The sequence below is a fragment of the Stieleria varia genome (genome assembly GCF_038443385.1).
GTDB classification, from domain to species: Bacteria; Planctomycetota; Planctomycetia; order Pirellulales; family Pirellulaceae; genus Stieleria; species Stieleria varia.
In genome coordinates, this window is the sequence record NZ_CP151726.1 from 9002650 (window position 1) to 9021833 (window position 19184).

Annotated in this window: 10 protein-coding genes; 1 reads left to right on the plus strand and 9 read right to left on the minus strand. The window is 57.2% G+C overall.

Translation table 11 applies throughout. The features are described from left to right. Window positions 1-170: 170 nt before the first annotated feature. A complete protein-coding gene (locus Pla52nx_RS30480) occupies window positions 171-6146 on the plus strand; it encodes a reprolysin-like metallopeptidase (protein WP_146519466.1) in 5976 nt (1991 codons plus the stop codon). A gap of 96 nt (window positions 6147-6242) precedes the next feature. Here Pla52nx_RS30480 and Pla52nx_RS30485 read toward each other — a convergent pair whose 3' ends face one another. From Pla52nx_RS30485 to Pla52nx_RS30525, 9 genes are all read right to left on the minus strand, one after another. Continuing rightward, entirely contained in the window at window positions 6243-7571 is a 1329-nt protein-coding gene (locus tag Pla52nx_RS30485) for a PQQ-binding-like beta-propeller repeat protein (RefSeq protein WP_146519465.1), read from the minus strand. Between the two features lie 137 nt (window positions 7572-7708). Then, window positions 7709-9532: an arsenical pump-driving ATPase gene (gene arsA, locus Pla52nx_RS30490; protein ID WP_146519464.1), complete on the minus strand. Its 1824-nt coding sequence runs from the start codon at window positions 9530-9532 to the stop codon at window positions 7709-7711. A gap of 134 nt (window positions 9533-9666) precedes the next feature. Then, complete coding sequence (arsD, locus tag Pla52nx_RS30495) at window positions 9667-10038, minus strand: arsenite efflux transporter metallochaperone ArsD (RefSeq protein ID WP_146519463.1); 372 nt, start codon at window positions 10036-10038, stop codon at window positions 9667-9669. Between the two features lie 168 nt (window positions 10039-10206). Further along, window positions 10207-10542, minus strand: a complete 336-nt coding sequence (locus Pla52nx_RS30500) for an ArsR/SmtB family transcription factor (protein ID WP_146519462.1) — start codon at window positions 10540-10542, stop codon at window positions 10207-10209. A 242-nt stretch (window positions 10543-10784) separates the two neighbouring features. Next, window positions 10785-12317 carry a hypothetical protein gene (locus tag Pla52nx_RS30505; RefSeq protein WP_197454466.1) on the minus strand — a complete coding sequence of 511 codons (1533 nt, stop codon included), beginning with the start codon at window positions 12315-12317 and terminating at the stop codon, window positions 10785-10787. 107 nt (window positions 12318-12424) lie between these two features. Next, the gene (locus Pla52nx_RS30510) at window positions 12425-15103 is read right to left on the minus strand and encodes a VWA domain-containing protein (RefSeq protein WP_146519460.1); all 2679 of its coding nucleotides are present in this window, start codon (window positions 15101-15103) and stop codon (window positions 12425-12427) included. Further along, window positions 15100-16992: a vWA domain-containing protein gene (locus Pla52nx_RS30515; protein ID WP_146519459.1), complete on the minus strand. Its 1893-nt coding sequence runs from the start codon at window positions 16990-16992 to the stop codon at window positions 15100-15102. Before Pla52nx_RS30515 ends, Pla52nx_RS30510 begins: the two co-directional genes overlap by 4 nt. After that, window positions 16989-17879, minus strand: coding sequence for a DUF58 domain-containing protein (locus Pla52nx_RS30520; protein ID WP_231741879.1), 891 nt, complete (start codon window positions 17877-17879; stop codon window positions 16989-16991). Before Pla52nx_RS30520 ends, Pla52nx_RS30515 begins: the two co-directional genes overlap by 4 nt. A 295-nt stretch (window positions 17880-18174) precedes the next feature. Beyond that, on the minus strand, window positions 18175-19176 hold the full coding sequence (locus tag Pla52nx_RS30525; RefSeq protein ID WP_146519457.1) for an AAA family ATPase: 1002 nt from the start codon (window positions 19174-19176) through the stop codon (window positions 18175-18177). Between the last annotated feature and the right edge of the window lie 8 nt (window positions 19177-19184).

Genomic DNA, 19184 nt, shown 5'->3' on the forward strand with positions numbered 1-19184 from the left:
TTCCCTCTACTCTAACCGCCCCCAGTGTCTTGTAGGAGACAGTGGGGTATCGAACTCGTGTTTTCACGCGTGAGGCGATCGACGAGAAATCTGTCGCCAGTTGTCAGAATGGAATATACTAGCCAGCGTTATTGAACGCCGAGTTGGAAATCATTTCTTGAGGGATCATCATGCGAGCGTCTGAACGCGCCGCAGCGACCATTGCACACCTTCGCCGGAGACTCGCCAGAGTTCTTTCTCAGGGGGGCATTCGCTATGAACCATCGAGAATGCGAAGACGTCCTGGGCGCTCAGGTGCCCCGAGAATCGAAGTGTTGGAGTCACGCAATTTGCTGGCAGCCGGTGTCGGAGACGACAATTTTTCCGTCGGAGATCAGCTCCGGCACTATCGATTGGCGATCGCGGCGACGGCGGAGTACACCGAATTCATTGGAGGACAAGCACAGGCGTTCGCCCAAATCCAAAGCACGGTTGATGACCTGAACGAGATTTTCCAGAGGGAGTTGTCGATCCGATTCGATCTGATTTCGACGATCGACACCGTTTTCACTGACGCGGCAAGCGACGGCTATACCAATGGCGACGTCGACGTGATGGTGTTTGAGAACACAAGCATTCTCAACGCAGCGTATTCCAGCAGCGCCTACGACATCGGACACGTCTTTGGGACTGGCACTGAGGGAGGATACGCCTATGCCGAAGTCGTCAACACGTCCACCAAGGGACGCGGCGTGTCAACGTCGCAGAATCCGGCTGGGCCATCGTTCGTGAACTTGGTCGCCCATGAGATCGGGCATCAATTCGGGGCGCACCATACTTTCAATGTCAACAAACTCTTTGGTGGCAGCGAAGCAAGAGAGTCCGGCAATGCCTTCGAGCCGGCCAGCGGTTCGACACTGATGAGTTATGCGGGGACGATCGGTGATGGGAATGATCTGCAAGAGTATCCTGACCAGCAATTTCATTCCGCAAGCTTTGAACAGGTGGCCGAGTTCGTTGCCGGAGTAGGCACGCCGAGTTCCACGACGCCGACGGGCAACAACATTCCAGTGGTTGATGCTGGGGTGGACTACGTGATCCCGGCTCAGACACCTTTCCAATTGTCCGCAGTGGGAATGGATGCGGACCCGATGGATTCGTTGACGTACACTTGGGACCAAATGAATCTGGGTTCCGCCCAAGGACTGCCGGTGACCGATGATGGCTCGCGTCCATTGTTCCGTTCCTTTCCGCCGACCATCAAGGACAACCGTGTCTTCCCACGTCTGAGCGACTTGGTCGCAGGTGTCGACACCGCTGCGATCGGAGAAGGCTTGCCGACGACGACGCGTGATTTGGATTTCCGCGTGACCGTGCGGGACGGAAATGGCGGAGTCAACTCCGATGATGTTGCCTTGTCGGTGGTGAACACCGGCGTTCCGTTCGCGATCACTTCCACGGGGGCAGACTGGACAGGTGGCACCAGCCAAACTTTGGTGTGGAATGTGGCGGGAACAACCACCGCAGCGGGCAATGGTATCAACACGGATTTCGTTGCCATCGACCTCTCTCTCGATGGCGGTTTGAGCTATCCGATCCAGTTGTCTGGCTCGACCGCAAACGATGGAACGTTCACGTTTGATGCTCCGAATATCAATGCGTCTCAGGCGAGAGTACGAGTTCAAGGGCTGGGCAATGTCTTCTTTGCGATCTCCGACGCCGACATCACGATCACGTCTTCGTCTGGGTCGCCTGGTATCACGATCACGGAAACCGACGGTGGTACACTGGTGGGCGAAGACGGAGTCGTGGACGGCCAAACCGTCGACACCTATGAAATCGCTCGCACGACGTCAACCGCCGGAACGACCACCGTTGAAGTGACGACCGGCGGGCACACGGAAGTCAGTACCGATGGCGTTCATTTTTTCACCAGCCTCTCTGTGGACCTGTCCGGGACGACACCCGCAACGATCACGGTTCGCGGGCTCGATGACAGTCTCGACGAAGCGATCCACACCGATCTGATCTCACACTCGGTCACGAGCAGTATCGATCCGAGTTATTCCGCCGCCACGATCATTCGTTCCCTCAATGCAACGATCGCTGACGACGAATGGCAACCGGTCATTGGCGTTGATTTTGATGTCCTCGCGGGCAAATCCCCGGATAACTGGACCAAGATCGTGGATCTGTTCGACGGTTTCTACGCCAACCTGATCCGCGAAGACGGTTTCTCCACCAACATTGCATTGGATGTGGCGGTCGAGACTGCTGCCCAAGTGTTTGAAATGGTTCCTGATGAAACACCACTGCATTCACCGCGGCTTGACGGAATCGATGGATCCCGCTTGGCGACGGAGTCGTTCACGTTGACATGGTCAGGCTTGGCTCCGGGGGCCGACTACAATGTCTACGTCATCGCCAGTGAGTGGTTCACGACGCAGAATATCTTGCAAACGGTTCACGTTACCGGGCAGGTCAACGCCCCAGAGTTTGTCCAAAATTCGCGTTTGATCGACAACGGTGTGTTGGTCAATGGGAATCTCGCTGACGAAGATCGCCCACTCGAATCGGACGCAGTGGTTGCTCAGGCGGATTCCAACGGGGAAATCAAAATCGTAGTCTCCAACGTGAGTCCAATTCCCGGTGAGGATTCCATTCTGTCGGGCGTGGCGATTCAGCGTCTGGCACCCGATGCCGCAGGTTTCACGATTTCGCAAAGTGATTCCAGCACCCGTGTCAGTGAAGCGGGTGCTCAGGACACGTTCGATGTCACACTTACTTCGGCGCCGACCGGGACCGTGGTCATCGACTTGACCGTCCAATCGCCGCATGAAGTATCGATTTCACCAGCGACTTTGACGTTCGACAACACCAACTGGAACGTCTCGCAGCCGATCACCGTCACGGGTGTCGACGATTCTGCATCCGATGGCGATCAGTATTCCAATATCACCTTGTCGATCGACCCGGCAATCACGACGGACAATGCATTTGACGAGTTCAGTGATCGTGTCATTTCGGTTTTGACCCTGGATGATGAAACCGGACCGTTGATCGGAATCGACATCGGTTTCAACGACACAGTGGTCAACAACTGGACAGACGTGGAATCGATTTTCACTGTCAGCGGATCGGACATGATTGCCGAAGACGGCACGTCAACCAGTATTGATCTGTCCTCCTTGATCGTCGGCAGCGAGAACTCTTCGAACTATTCTCCCCCCGCATCAACGATTCCCCAGCACACACAATCGCTGGGATCGATCGGCGGTTACTCCGCAGAGACAACAGGCCAAACCTTTACCGCGACTTGGGAAGATTTGATTCCGGGCACGCAATACCATGTCTATGTATTTGGATTGGAAAACGAACCCGGTAGCTTTTCTCACGATGTAACCATGACGGGTGCAAACACCGTCAGCTTTACGCAAACGTTGACCCATGGTGAGCTATCGGTCAATGATGCCGTTGGATCCGACAGCAACTCGCTGGACTCCTATGCTCGCTTTGTAACCGCTGATGCGGGTGGCCAGATTCAGTTGAGCATTGCACCGAGCACCGGCTCGACGGGGATTTCGCTTGCCGGTTTGGCAATCCAAGCCTTTGGCCAGTCAGATTCGCTGACTGTTCGGATTGATGATCGATCGATCAGTGAAAACGGCGGCATCGCAACTGCCACCGTTATCCGTCATAACGGAACCAGCGGCGACTTGACGATCAATCTTTCCAGTAGTGACACCGGCGAAGCCACCGTGCCTGCATCGGTCACGATTCCCGACGGTGCTGACCGAGTGACTTTCGATGTTTCCGCAGTCGACGATGCGGTCATCGACGGATCACAATCTGCTGAAATCACAGCTACCGCGGCTGGTCTGACCGAAGGCAAGGATCTGCTGGTGGTGCTGGACGATGACGCCTTCCAAAATCCACTCGTCGGAGTCGACTTTGACGAGGACAACGTTCGCCCTATCAATTGGACGACCGTTGGCGGTGTGAGCACCCCGTACACCGAGATGAACTTGACTGACGAAAGCGGCGCGGCAACCAATTTTGATTTGACAATTTCGGGAGCGGCGGGATCGACGAGTGACTACACGGCAGATCCCGATCCATCGACCATCCCTATTCACGCCCAGTCGCTGGATAATATCGAAGGTCAGATTTTTACCGATGCCAATCCGGTCACCTTTCAGTGGAGTGATCTGACTCCCGGAAAGTCCTACCAGATTTACGTGTTTGGTCTCGAGTCGTTTTACGGGACGATCTCGCAGGAAGTCGTGATCACCGGCCAGGGGGCGCCCATCACGTTGACGCAGGTGTTTAACACAGGCCAGCTCTTCATCAACGATCAATTGGGGTCCGACAGCCGAACGCTGGATTCGTACGCGCAAGTCATTCCTGCGGATGCGACGGGTCAAATCACCATTGAAGTCAACCCGATCAATGGGAGCTCAGATGTTTCGTTGGGTGGGCTGGCAATTCGCGAACTCGGTGCCCCTACACCCCAGGACTTTGGCGATGCACCGGCCTCCTACAAGACACTGTCCGCAGACCAGGGCGCAGCCCATTGGGCGGTCGGGCCGAGATTGGGCGACTCCCGCGATGGAGAATCCGATGGGCAGCCGTCGGCAGCAGCGGATGGGGATGGCGATGACGAAGACGGCGTGATGTTCGGGCTATTGACCGCAGAAATGACAATGGCCGCAGTGAACGTCGACCTGCAAAATGCGGCGATGGCAAAAATCGATGCCTGGATTGACTTCAACCAAGACGGCGACTGGGACGACCCGAACGAAAAAATTCTCAACGGTGCGGATGTTGTCGGCGGCATGCAAACCTTGAACTACTCGGTCCCCGCCGGGATCATCATCGGTGAAACATTTGCTCGCGTCCGTGTCAGCACCGCCGGCGGCCTGGACGTGACGGGAGTCGCACCCGACGGCGAAGTGGAAGACTACAAAATCAGCGTTCTGCCGCAACGATCGGTCGATGCCTTTATCGATAATGCAAACAATTTGATTGTGCAGCCGGTCAGCGGCCCTGGTTTGGACGATGACATCACCATCGAAAACGATGGAACCCACTTGCGAATTCGTGACGCAAGCTATTCGGTCGTGGCCGGAAATGGCGTCTCTCAAGATAACGCTGAAGTCATCGTTCCGGTCTCCAGCGTCAGTGGTCCGCTGGGGGTCTCGATCGACACGGGTTCCGGGACCGATACGGTCACGCTGAATGGTTACCAGGGGACACTGCCCAACCCCGTCGCGATCAATATCGACAACGCGGACACCGTGCTGGCAGGCGATTTGCAAATCGACCTCGCAAGCGGCTTTACCCCGTCGGTCGGCCAGTCATTCCTGCTGGTTCAGTCCTCCGATGGGATCGCCCAATCGTTTTCGGCGATGACGTTGCCAACCGCCCCGGCCGACACGCAATGGGACTTGATCGTCACCGCGACTGAAGTCCGCCTGAACTTGATTTCGGTGCCGCCAAGAATCGTCGAAGTACGAGTCGGTTCCACGCACTGGAATCAAGCCTTCCGAAACAAAATCGATCCCCAGGGCCAGGGCTATCTCGTCTCGACAGGTACCAATCAGCTAGCCGATGTTCCGTTCAACAATGCCAATCAGATTTTTATCGAGTTTGATCAGCCGGTTTTTGCCGCTGGTGGAGTGGAATTGGATCGGGACCAGTTTCAAGTGATCGGTTCACCCACGTTGGGCATCAACTATCCAATCGACACGGCAATCTTTGACGAGTCCACCAACACGGCAATCCTGACGCTGCAGAATCATTTGACCGCTGACAAGTTGCTGTTGCATATCGATGACGGGGCGATCGAAAACGCCCAAGGAGCCGCTTTGGATGGTGAATGGACGACCGGACGCACGACGCCATCGGGTGACACGAATTTGGGGGGCGTATTCCATTTCAGAATGGATGTCTTGCCCGGCAATGTGAACGATGACTTGCTCACCAACACGACAGATCTTTCCTTTGTCCGCTCGCTTGGAACACAGATCGCCGGGGTGACGACCGAGTTCAACGCTCGGGCGAACGTGAATGGTGATCTTCTGGTCAACACGACCGACTTGTCCGTGATCCGCGCCATGGGAACACAACTGCTCCTCGGCTTGGACGATCCGACTCCTCCGGCATGACGATGATCAGTCGTCGTGTGCTATTTCGGCGGTGGTTGGGAAAAGCCACTGGGGCAAATGCTCGATCAAGACATCACGGAGCCATCGCGAATCTTTTCACTCTCTGTCGCCAATGCAGTAGATGCGTGATGAAGTACGAATGAGCAAACGCTCTCCTGCAATCGCTGGAGTTGACATGCCCATGTCGTCTTCTGCGAGTTGATTGGTGTGCAACAGCTCAAACTCGTCGCTGTCCTTGAGCACGAAGGTTATGCCGTCCTCATTGAGACAAAAGATCTTGCCATCCATGGCCCATGGAGACGATGTGAAGGCCCTGCCCCTGGGCAGTCGCTTCTGGTCGAAAAATTCACCGCCAGTTTTGGCGTTGTAACAGGCAACCAAGCCTCGGTCGTACAGAACGAACAGTCGATCCTCCGAAACGAGTGTGCTGGGATTGTAAGGTGCCGCTTGCGGTAGCGACCACGCGATGAAATCGTTCGTCGTTGCTTCATCTTGGAGCGAGATGTCTCCCGATGCGCCAGGCTTGATCGCGTAGATCGGCCGCTCTTGATCACCTACATATCCTGATGTGATGTAGAGCAATCCGTTCGCAGCATACGGGGTTGCGATGGTGATGCTTGACATGCCTCGCAGTGACCAGAGCTCTTTGCCGTCGAGGTCATAAGACCTGACGGCTTCACTGCCCGGCGTCACGAGCTCCGTTCTCAGATCATTTTCCCAGACAAACGGAGTCGCCCAATTGCTCTCTTCGTCGCGGGGCGTTCGCCAAAGCTCCTTGCCGGATCTCGCATCGAGCGCTAGAAGGTATGACGCTTGGTCATTGTCGTTGCAGTAATACAGCTTGCCTTGGTGTAGAACCGGCGAAGCAGCGTTTCCCCAGCCGTAACGTGTTGGCAACGGCTCCAGGTCGTGCCGCCAGAGTTCGTTGCCCTCGAGATCGAAACAGAAGATGCCGACACTGCCAAAGCAACAGTAAACTCGCTCGCCATCAGTCACCGGCGTTTCCGATGCAAAGCTGCTCTTCACATGGATAGCTGATTTGGGTTTGCCTTCGTGAACTTGCCGTTCCCAGCGAATTTCGCCGGACTTGAGATCGAGGCAAATCACCATCCAACGATGAATCGAATCTGGAGGGGCGGGTCGATTGCCACCAAAGTAAAGCCCCTTTTTTGCTTCCTCTGTCGTTCCCGTGTTGATCACCGTGGTCAAGAAGACATGATCGTTCCAAACCACTGGCGAGGACCAACCACGCCCTGGAATATCACGCTTCCATGCGACGTTTTCGGTCGCCGACCAACGGTCCGGTATTTGGGTTGCTTCGGCGACACCACGCGAACCAGGTCCACGGAACTGCGACCAGTCCGATTGTGCGAGGGCGAAGGACGGTGTTGTCAACAAGAATAGAAATGATATGACAGTTTTCATCGCTAGTTCGGCGTCGCCTCTCCATGTGGATAACGATAATCGGCCCTGTCGTCGGTCGAGACCTGTTTCGTCGAACCGTCCGACAGCGCGTAGAGGAACAGTTTACCGTCAGCGTGTGAGGCGATGGTGCTGCCGTATTAATGCCCTGCGGCTGATGGAAGGTGTGTTAAATCAGAATGGGTCAAGCGGCTTAGCCTCTGAAGTCCGGTGGGTGGCTCGATCTGCCAGGGGATCATGGCGACGCGGCTTGCCAGTGTTTGTTGCACTTCGCTCAAGTACTTCTGCTCGTTCGATTGGCGCTGCTTCATCAGCGGATCTGTGATCGGCAAGGGACTGAGCACTTGATTGATCACCCAAGCGTACGGCTCGATCTCGGCGCGTCGAAGATCACGCTGCAGCGCGGCCGCTTCGTGCACCGGAGTGGCTTCGGCGAGCGTGACGATGAGGACGCGGGTAAAGCTCGGATCGCGGAGCCGTGGCAATAAGTTCTCGACTGCCTCGGGCATTTCGCTTGTTTGCCGAGTCACTTCGCGATGGTAGGCGAGTGCCGAATCGAGCAGCAATACAGTGTGCCCGGTGGGAGCTGTGTCGAGCACTACGAATTTGCTGGTGCCGGCGGAAACGGCATTTGCAAAGGCACGAAACACGGCAATTTCCTCGGTGCACGGCGATCGCAAATCTTCTTCGAGCAGTGCCTTGCCTTGTGCGTCGAGATTCGCACCGGCTTTCCTTAAGACCTCCGCCGAGTATCGAGCGGTTTCTTCGGACGGATCGATGCGACTGACCGATAGGTTGGGCAACCGTTCATCATTCATGGCAGCCGCGATGTGGGCTGCGGGGTCCGTCGTGGACAGATGGACTTCGTAACCACGCTCGGCGATCGCAACAGCCACCGCCGCGGCCACCGTCGTCTTGCCAACGCCACCCTTGCCCATCGCCAAGATAACGCCATGACCAGGGGCAACAAGATCATCGACTAGTTCGCCCAGTTGTGGAATCAGCCGGAACGCGTTGGCGTCCGGTTCCTCCGATGCGGACACATGGTGTGAGAACCGGGGGCTGACGCCCGGTGGCTGATGGGTGGACTCACCAAGGCGACGAAGTGATTCGATTCCGAGAATCCCGTTGGGACTCAGCGGCACGATGGTCAGTGGAAACCCCCTTAACTCCTCGGGCATCGTCTTCAGGGCCGTGCCACCTCGTTGTTGCAACGCCACCGCGTACTGGTCGCTCAAGTCAACTGCCTCGAACACGCCATTGACCACAAGATGTTGATTTTGAACGCCAAGTTCGGCCAGTTCACTGCTGGTTCGAGCGGCTTCACGCAATGCGCTCGGCTCTGCGCGAGCGACCAGCACCAGCGTCGTGACGGTCGCATCGCTGAGCGACTTCACCGACTCTTGATATAACTTTTGTTGAGCCTGCAATCCCGCCAGCGGACCAAGGCAACTGGTGCCCGTCGTATTCTGCGCCATGAAACCGTCCCAGGCCGATGGCAGCGTCAGCAACCGCAACGTGTGACCGGTCGGTGCTGTATCAAAGACGACATGATCGTACTGAGCCGTGGCGGTCGGATCACCGAGCAACCGCGAGAACTCGTCAAACGCAGCAATCTCAAGCGTGCAAGAACCAGAGAATTGTTCTTCCATGCTGGCCACGGCCGCGTCGGGCAGGACTCCGCGATACGGTCCAACCATTCGTTCGCGATACTCTGCCGCCGATTTCTCCGGATCGAGATTCATCGCAAACAGCGTCGGTAGCTCTGGAATCGCCGTCGGATGGTTTTCTAATGTGACGCCTAGAACCTCGTCGAGATTCGAAGCGGGGTCCGTGGATACGAGCAATACATTCTTGCCCGAATCAGCGAGCTTGACTGCGGTCGCACATGCCACAGATGTCTTGCCAACACCCCCTTTGCCAGTGAAGAACAAATTTCGTGTTGGTTGGTCGATGAATTTCATGTTTCGTGTTTCATATTTCGCAGGTGGCGGCGACTTTTAGTTGCCGTTTCATAATCGTGGCAGCGACCGTTGGTCGCGGTTTCTTGTGATGGCGACTGAAAGTCGTCATTACGGATTGCAAGCTTGGCAGCTGACTAGCAACATCCACTGGTTCCGCAACATCCGCCGTCCGATTTGGTGACCGGCAATCGTTGCTTCGCTGGCGCGCCGTCGACCCAACCGGCGAGATCTTCGCGTGACGGATAAACGGTTTGACTGACGATCTCGCCATCAACGACAACGACGGGCAGGCAGTCCGTTCCCGCGGTACTCAAGAGTCCGTGGATCGCCTTGTTCTCGATGAAGGCCTGTGGCTGTTGAGCCAAGTTGAATCGCTCGACGTTGTGACCTTGACTTTTCAACCAGTCGAGGTCGGCGGCGAACTTCGGCAACACAGGGTCAACCTCTGGTCCACAGACGCCGGTCGAGCAGCACATGGGTTTGTCATAGACTTGGACGGACTTCATGGTTTTCTCCTTGGAGATGGGTGGAAAATTCAAAACGGGAATGGACTCGCGCATCGGCGATCAACTTTTACTCGCTATCGTCTATCGCCGAAGCACGATAGGGATAATTAAAATGTATTAATCCGGTGAGCGGACACGCCGCTGACAGTCGGGATCTCCGCGAACCAATTACAGTTCCGCGATCAACGCCTTTAGCTTGGCCATCGCATCCTTGTTGATGCAGTAACAAACCCGCGGACCGTCGATTTCGCCCTGCACCAGACCGGTTTCTTTGAGGATCTTCAGGTGTTGAGAGACCGTCGACTGAGCCAGTGGCATTTCTTCGACGATCTCACCGCACATGCACGACGTTCGATTGAGCAACAAGCGAACGATCCGCACGCGAGCCGGATGAGCGAGTGCCCAAGTCAGCTTGGCCATTTCTTCGGCCCATGCGACATCCGGCAAAGTCAGCTTTTCGCTGGTCGTGCAGCATTTCTTCGCTTCTGCCTTGGCTCGGACCATCGTTCATTTCCCTTGGAATCGATCTGGTAACCACAGCTAAATTGTTTATCGTCGATCTACGATAGACTTCTGGATGTTTTCTGTCAAGACCGATGACGATAGCGAAGCGATTCGCCTGGACTGATTCAGATTTCCAGGGTTGTCCGTGGACAGAGGGTCACGCGGGATGGGGCTCAGAAACCAAAAACCGAATGGCCCGTAGCGTGCTTCGCATTCTTGGTTTCTTGATGCGAACCTTCGGTTCAATCAACGATGTCGGTCGCATTGGAGGGGCGGATGCTTTCGAAATACTGACGAACCGTTTCGCGGTGACCAAGTGGCAAGGGTTCACTGTCCAAGACCGCTTCGGCTTGGTTGCGGAATTCTTGGTAACGGCTGGCGTATTGTCGAGCGGCGTCTTGTTCGCCTTCGGGGGCCGCGATCACTTCGGATTCACTCGGGCCGTCGCCTTGTTGCCCGGTTAATTGTTCTTGATTGCGGGTCGCGTCGAGGCGAGTTGCCTCGCCGTCGTTCGCCTTACCGGTCGCACCACGTCCCCACGAGTTCTTTGGGCTGTTGCTCTTGCTCGCATTGTTGCCGCCGTTCTTTCCGCCCCGGCATTGGCTTTTGCATTGGGACAGCTTGTTCAATTGGCATGCCATGCATTCGCCGATCTTCTTACATTGGCTTTGGCTCTTGCACAGCCCGGCCAACTTGCACATTCCGTCTTTGCATTCGGACAAGTTCTTGGATTCCAAGCCTGCTTGCATTTGCTCGGCGGCACCGGACAGTTTGCCTTGTTTGCCGGCTGGCAATTTCGACAAGAATTGTTTCAAGTTATCCGCCACGGCGCGGCGTTCTTTATCGTTCAAATCCGCTGGGTCGATCTTTTCGAGTTTCTCGGCCGCTTTGTCGTAGTCTCCTTCTTTCATCGCCGCCGCGGCCGCCTTCATCGCTTCGGACGGTTCGATCGCCGCCGCGAGGGCTTGCATTTGGGCATCGGTCATTTCCAACTGCATCGCTTCACGAGCCGATTGAATCGCCTGCTCCATTTCCGAAAGCGTTGCCATCATGTCCCGCTCGTCCATCGATTCATTTTCGAGTTCCTCGATCAACTCGTCCAGCTTCTCGGTCAGATCGTCGAGTTCCGGCTGGTCGACGTCCTCTTTGAGTCGTTCCAAGTCATCGAGCATCGTCTCACGAAGGTCGCCGGCTTGATCGCCCGCGAGAGCAACGGGCGTCGCGTCGATTCCCGAGTCGAGCGGCGGACGGGCCAACCCCAACAACGCCGTCGCGATCACGAGCATCGATGCGGCCGAATACAGGGCGGGCCGGTTGGCGGTGATGGGAACGCAGTCTCGCGGATCAACTTGACGCAGATGCCGCCGTGCGTCGTCGGCCTGCAACAGCCGAACCGGATCGGCGTCGCGTTGGAACTGCAGTCCCGTGATCGTGCGATCTTTCAATCGATAGTGTTGATCCACCAATCGCGCCGTGGCCAACGTACGCACTGGTATCATCGCGCCGACCAAGACCCCCGCGAATGTAAAAACAAGGATACTTGCGGGCAACGTGATCCATGACACGGGGACGGTCGCCACACCGAGGCAAGCGATCACCAAAGCGACGAAACAACCGGCCGCCAACCCCACGCTGGCCCAATGCCCGACGTTGCGAAGCCGGATGCGCTGCGAAACACTCGCGAGCAAACTTTCGATCGACAGAAGTTCCGATGTCGGCGTCGTCATGGCTTGGGTTCCTGTGGAAACCGGTGAAAGTTGCGATTCGACTGACATTCTAGGGGTCCTACCGACCCACCGCGATGGAAAAGCACGAAAATTTTGGTGCAATGCCCCCCAGAAACCTCGTTCCCAGGCTCCCGCCTGGGAACGAGTTTTGTCGACTATGCCCGTCCCCATTCGATGCGGCGAAGGCCCACGTCGGCGATAAACAGACTCAAAGCCGCCATCAACAGCCACGGCCACATCGGGATCGGGTCGCGAGCGGTCCGCTTGTCCGTGGCCAAAATCGCCTGGACATCCTCGCCGAACCCGCCACCGCTGACCTCCGCGATTTGAGTCAGCTTCGCCTCATCGGTCGGACGCAAACGCAACTCCTCGGGATACCCGATCGCCAAACCGCGAGACTGGCGGATTGTCGTTCCGTCGGCGGCGACTTGAGCCAAGTCTAATTGGTACGTTCCCTGCTGAAGCGCCCGCAATTCGGCTTCGTATCGCCCCGCTGCCGTTTGTCGCATTTCGATCTTTTCCAACTTCAACTGCGGATCGATCACCGTCACCGTTGTCGGCCGCTCGTCGATGAAGTTGCCGTCGTCGTCGACCACGTCCATTTGCACCGTCGTCCGTTCGTCGTCGGTTTGAATGTCGACAAATATTCCGCGAGCGTCATTCTTGCGCATCGCGTGACGGATCACCTGAGCCCAAAACGGTCCGAAGTCCGGCCACGCCAGCCACTCCGCCGCCCAGCGAGCTTTGGCGTCGCTGGTGAATGCGACCGTCATGCCCAACCCGTACCGCCACCAGGCGAGCAACGGGTCTCCACTTTCGCTGGCCAACACGAACTCGCACGTCGGCTTGGGACGAGTGACGACGTAACCCAGCAGCAACGGCGCGAACTCCAAATCGATGCCTTCTAGCACCTGCGTCGGCCGGACGACTTGGGGCAAGAACGGCAGTTCATTGATGGCCGACTTGCTCGCCTCGACGGTTTCCTTTGCGAACACCTGCGGAATCGATTGCGGGTCGTCGCAAAAATAGTAACGTCCGCCGCCTATCCGCGCGATGTCTTCGAGTAACTCTTCCGACGATCCTTGTCCGAGTGCCACCGTCGACACCGTCATCCGGCTGGCCGCCATCTCGCCGGCCATCCCTTCAAAGTCACCCGGGGCCGAAATGCCATCGGTCAACATGATGCAGTGTTTCAATTTTGCCGATGCGCCGGCGAGCGCCTCGTATGCGTCCGACATCGCAGGATACATGTTCGTCCCACCGCCGGCATCAATCGTAGCGATTTGATCGATCACGTATCCCTTGTCCGAAGCCGATCGCAGTTCATTGACCCAGTAGCTTTCGCCATCGAACGCGATCACGCCGATCGAATCGCGAGGCCCCAGTAACTCGACGGCTGCCCGCGCGGCGTCTTTGGCCAATTCAATTTTTTCACCGCCCATCGAACCGCTCTTGTCGATCACCAGCACCATCGCCAGCGACGGTTTCTCGCGTTCCTTTTCAAAGTTGCTACGGACGGGCAAGATTTCTTCGAGTTGGGTGCGGTAGTATCCACCGAGCCCGAACGATTGATCGCCGCCCATCATCACCAACCCGCCGCCCAAGTCTTGCACATAAGTCCGAATGACATCCATTTGCCGCATCGTCATCGCGGTCGCCGGAACGTTGGACAAGATCAAACATTCATAACCTTGCAACTCCGAAAGCGACCTCGGCACGCCAGCGGGCGGACGGACTTCGACGTCGATCTTTTGTTCATCGAGTGCCCATCGCAGCGAATCGGTTTGGTCCGTATCGGGATCGATCAACAACACGCGAGGCCGACCCGATGCGGCGACGATGGCGGACTGTTCGTTGTTATCGAGCAACGTGTCGGAGTCGCCGAAGCCGCGCAGCCGCGCAGCGAAGGTGACTTGCCGTTGCCCCGTGACCGTTTGACGAATGCGAAACTTTGTCTCGCCGGCTTTGACTTCGATCGGTTTGGCTTCGTCGTCGCCGATGCGGATGTCGCCACGATAAATGTCCAACATTCCGGTCGTGTCGGTGTTGCTATTGACAACGACTTCCAAATAGAACGGCTCCCCTTGGCGGACCTGAGCCGGTGCCCGCAAGCTGGCGACTTGGACTTCCGGTTCGCTGCGACCGGGCAGCGGCACAGTAAAGATAGGCATCCCCGCCGACGTCGCCGCCGCCACGCCGTCGTCGAACGTCTCGTTCCCGTCGCTGACCAAGACGATTTTGGAAACGTAGCGAGGCGGGATCGCGGCTGCTGCGGTGCGTAGCGCCGACGCCATGTCGGTCCCGTAGTCCGGTTCTGGCTCGGGTGAGGCGGTGGGTTTGGCGGGTCGTTCGGCGTCCGAGTCCGCGGCTTCGGATTTCGTTTCGGTTTGCTCCGGTGCAGCGGTGGTTTTTTCCTCGATCGGGCGATGGGTTTGGGTCAGTTCGCCGGGGACTCGGTCGAATTCCAAAAAACGCAACTCGACGTCGTTACGCTGGTCCGCCGCCTGGGCCAGTGTTTCGGCAAACCGGTCGGCCATCTCGCCCGCCGCCGCGTCGATGCTGGCACTGCGGTCGATCGCCACCACGATCATTTGACGCTGCGTCGATCGCAACCAAACCAATCCGGTCAAGGCAAGCGTCAACAGCGAAACGACGACGATCCGAACGGCCAAACTAACTCGCCGCTGCCAAACCGGAAAATCGCTGAGGCTGCGGACATGAAACCACAGCAAAACGGGTATCGCGATCAACAGCCACGCCAGCAACTCCGGCCGCGTCCATTCCCAAACGCTCGCGGCCAGTAACGGTGGTAGGCTGGTGATTGGTTCGCTCATCCGACGATCCTCCGTTGGTACAGGAACCATTCGCCGACGATCAAACCGAGTGCCAGGCAAGTCAAGTAGAACCAGAGCGAGCGGTATCCGGCTTGCCCGCGCTGCGGTACCGCTGATTCAAATTCGCCGCGCCGCCGCAAGTCACTTTCCGACGCGTCACACAGATTCACCGCCGCCGTCTTGACTGTTTCGCCCGAGCGTTGCAGCGTCACCAACCCGGCCCGCGTGACTGGGCCGACCAACGCTGTTTCGCCTTCGGTCGTTGTCACGTAAACCACGCCGTCGGGATCCGTCCATGTCCAACCGTCTTCGAGAACGGCGTTCTCCGGTGCGCTGGTTTGTTTCGTCGTGGTTCGTGTGGGCAATTCGATTTTGGCCAGACGACCGGTTCGCAGCGACGGTTCGATCTCACCCGAACGCGACAGGAACCAGTTGACCGCGTTGGTCATCAGCACCGGGAATGCGATCCGCAATGGCAAATCGCCGTCGTCCAGGTTCGCCGTCAGAACGACCAATCGATCTTCGCCCGCGACGCGTGACGCCATCAACGTTTCTCCACCCGCATCGATCAACAACGGCGTTGCTGCGTCGGTCATCGTCAACCCGCGAGCCCCCGCCAGGATCACGTTTTGCAAGCGGACGTGCGGCATCAGCGGAGAGGTGGTGTCCTGTGTCACCACGATCGGTTGATCGATCGATTCGCCCAACGTGAACGCGTCGGTGTCCGCGCGTGGGTCGATGGCCAACACAGCGCCGTTCGGGATCGTCGTCGATTCGCTCCGGTGCAATACCGTGAATCCGCCCGTCGGGGAAGCCGCCGGGGCTTCGTCGGTGATCTTCAATTCGACCAGCGGGATCGCGCCCAACACGCTTTCCAAATACAAGCTCGGCTGATTTGTCACCAGCGTCACCGGGATCTTCGTCCGCTCCGGCAAGATCGCGCGGGCGACATTGTCGACGGCCAAGGCGTCGTTGGTTTCGTCTTCGGCAGTCTGGTTCAGTTCGATCGTCGCAGACAGGATTCCTCCAGCGGCCGACGCACCCACGATCGTGCGTTTCCAAACTTCGCCGGGTGCCAATTCGATCGGGATCACATCGACCAATTCATCTGCCAGTTCGAGACTCATCCGACATCGAGTGGGCGTCTCAGCGAACGAGGCGACTTCGACCAGCGCGGCGTAGCCGATCGGATCGACCAGCGACCGACGGACCGCCATTCGCGTGATGGCCACGTTGTCTCGCGGCGAGCCGACCGAAATGAAACGCACGTCGTCGTCGGTGGCGATGGCTTGGAACTCGGTAAACGCCCCGTCGCTGATCACAACGATCTCGCGTCGCTCAGGGGAACGCGTCATTCGCCTGGCCGCTTCAACCGCCTCAGCGACACGCGTTGGTCCGTCGGTCGGCGTGATCGATGGCAACGCGTCGCGAACGGCGGGCCCGAAGTCGGTCATTCCGACGATGACGCGAACGGTCCCGCCGGCGGTCACCAATGCGATCTCATCGCCGTCTCGCAGTTCCCGTACAACACCCTCGGCTAACCGGATCGCGTTGGAAAATCGATCGTTCTCGTCGGGTTCGATCGCCGACATACTGGCCGAGTTATCGACCACCAACACAATTTGCCGAGCCGCCTGTTTTTGTCCCGTCCACAAAGGGTCCAGCAGTGCCACCACGATCAAGGCAAGGAACGCCAGTTGCAGCAACAGGCTCAGTAGATGCCGGAGCCGTTGCCACCATGAACGCTGTCGTTTTTGGTCAAACAGTTCGTCCCAAAACAGCAACGTCGAAACGGATCGTTTCTTCAGCCGCGACCGCAGCACATAAAACACGATGATCGGGATGGCGGCGGCGATCCACATCCATCGCTCGGGCGAAACGAAGTTCATGAAACGGCTCCGGCCATTCGCATCATCTTTAACAGCACGACGTCAAAGGGTACATCTGACGTCGCCCGTGTGTAGCTGAGTCCATACGTGCGGCAATACGCTTCGACGTCGCGGACAAAATTTTGGAACAACGTTTCGTATTGTTTCAATTTGCGTTCGGTGATCGTCACCTTGGTTGATCGGTTGGACTCGACGTCAAACAGTTCGACATCTCCGAGCAGGTTTGGATGAGCTTCGGCAGGCGTGTGAACTTGGATCACATGCGGCTCGAACCGTTGATGCCGCAGCGAGTCGACGCCGGCGCGAAAGCCGGCTTGGTCGAACAGATCGCTGACGATCAAAACCAAACCGCGTCGCGGAGCGCGGCGTGCGAAATCTTTCGCAACATCGGCCAGGTTGGTGGCGTTGCCTGAGGTTTGAAGTTTTTCCAGATACCGCAGCATCGACAGCGAGTTGTTCTTACCTCGGATCAAGGGCAAGGTGGAGCGGATTTGGTCGTCATAACCGATGATCGAAACACGGTCCAAGTCGGCCAACGCGATGTAGGCGATCGCAGCGGCGATTTGTCGAGCAAAGTCGAATTTGTTGACCGCTTGAGCAGGGTCGGTCGACGACGAGTCCATGCTGCGGCTGGTGTCGAGCAAGATGTAAACGTGCAGGTCTTCTTCTTCCTCGAACCGTTTGAGCAACCGATCCCCGTGTCGGGCGTAAACGTTCCAATCGAGATAGCGAAGGTCATCGCCTTGGATGTATTCGCGGTGATCGGAAAACTCGATCCCGCCACCGGTCTGCTTGGTCCGACGCTGTGCCAACAGTTGCCCCTGAAACGCCCGCTTGGAAAGCAGCGACAAGTATTCGAGCCGTTTGAGAAATTCGGAATCAAACAAAGGACGATTTGCCGGGACGGGGGATGGAAGACAAGAAGACAAAGGATACAGGGAACGTAAGGAACCTTCGTGCATCCGCGATGGAAATCACGGACCACTTGTGATCACTTGTTCCCAGACTCTATTGCCTGGGAACATGATGTCTTGTAGGCGTCCGCCTGCTGAACAGTGCCCGGCAGGCGGGAGCCTGCTACACAAGCCCGGCAGGCGGGAGCCTGCTACACAAGCCCGGCAGGCGGGGAGCCTGCTATACAGTGCGTTCCCAGGCGGGAGCCTGGGAACGAGGATTGGTTCTTTACACCGACACCACGCCCGACTCCAACAAATCCGCGATGATTTGATCCGGTTGGATTGATTCGGCTTGGCCTTCGAAATTCAACATGATTCGGTGCCGGAGCACGTTCGTGGCGACGGCTTGGATGTCCTCGGTCGCGACGTGATAACGGTCGTCCAAGACGGCGTGAATCTTGGCCGCCAAGATCAATCCTTGGGCGCCGCGAGGGCTGCTGCCGTATCGCACATATTGCCGAACCATCTCCGGGGCAATGTCTTGATCCGGGTGCGTTCGCATCACCAACTCGATCGCATAACGCCGCACGACATCGGCGATTTGGATCTTGCGGCTGATCGCTCGCATCTCCATCACTCGCTCTGGCGACACCAACTTGGATACCGTCGGCATGTCGCCGGCCGTCGTGCGGTCCATGATCGTTTCCATTTCCACAACGGTCGGAAACGGCACCAAGATCTTGAACAAAAAACGATCCAATTGTGCTTCGGGCAACGGGTACGTGCCTTCCATTTCGAGCGGGTTTTGTGTCGCCAACACAAAGAACACGCCTTCGAGTTGATGCGAGATCCCGCCGACCGTGACGCTGTGTTCTTGCATTGCTTCCAACAACGCCGATTGGGTCTTCGGCGTTGCTCGGTTGATCTCGTCGGCCAAGATGATGTTGGCAAACAAGGGGCCGCGTTGAAAATCAAACGCTTTGCCGCCACCGTCGGACTCAATGAGAACGTTTGTGCCGATCAAGTCGGCGGGCATCAGATCGGGCGTGAACTGGATTCGCGAGAACGATGAATCGATCACATCGGCGAGCGTTCGAACCAAGAGTGTTTTCCCAAGACCGGGGACACCCTCAAGCAAGACGTGACCGCCGGCGATCATTGCGATCAAGACACCGTCAACGATCGGCCGTTGCCCGACAATGACTTTCCCCAATTCGTCACGAAGGTTTTGGAAATCGGCTCGGAAATCACGAAGCTGGTCGCGTAAATCGGAATCCACGTCACTCATCGAGTTAC